The 467-nt window shown below is 63.2% G+C and carries 1 protein-coding gene; it reads right to left on the reverse strand.

From position 1 onward, the window contains the following. Positions 1-467 (reverse strand): ATP-binding cassette domain-containing protein (locus tag E3O56_RS23160; RefSeq protein ID WP_248129064.1); only part of this gene is annotated, 467 nt, incomplete at both ends.

Genomic DNA, 467 nt, shown 5'->3' on the forward strand with positions numbered 1-467 from the left:
TTCGAACGTGCGCACGTAGCGACCGTCCTTGAACACCGTCACCGCGTCGCAAATACGGAACACTTCTTCCATGCGGTGCGACACGTAGAGCACCACTTTGCCCTCGTCGCGCAGGCGCGCAATGATTGCCATCAGCCGGTCAATTTCCCGCGCCGACAAACTGCTGGTCGGCTCATCGAAGGCGATCACGTTGGCACCGCGGGACAACGCCTTGGCGATTTCCACCAGTTGGCGCTGGCCCAAAGACAGGCGCCCGAGCTTCTCGTCGGGGTCGATCTCATCGGCCAGGCCCTTGAGACATGCCAGCGCCTGCTGGCGCAGCACGCTGCGGTTGACCACACCGAGACGCGTCGGCAAGTGCCCGAGGAACAGGTTCTCGGCCACGCTCATTTCCGGCACCAGGTGCAGTTCCTGGTGGATCACCGCGACACCGTTGGCGATGCTGTCGGCAGCGCTCTTGAACGCCA

Source organism: Pseudomonas sp. W2Aug9 (assembly GCF_023127755.1).
GTDB classification, from domain to species: domain Bacteria; phylum Pseudomonadota; class Gammaproteobacteria; order Pseudomonadales; family Pseudomonadaceae; genus Aquipseudomonas; species Aquipseudomonas synxantha_A.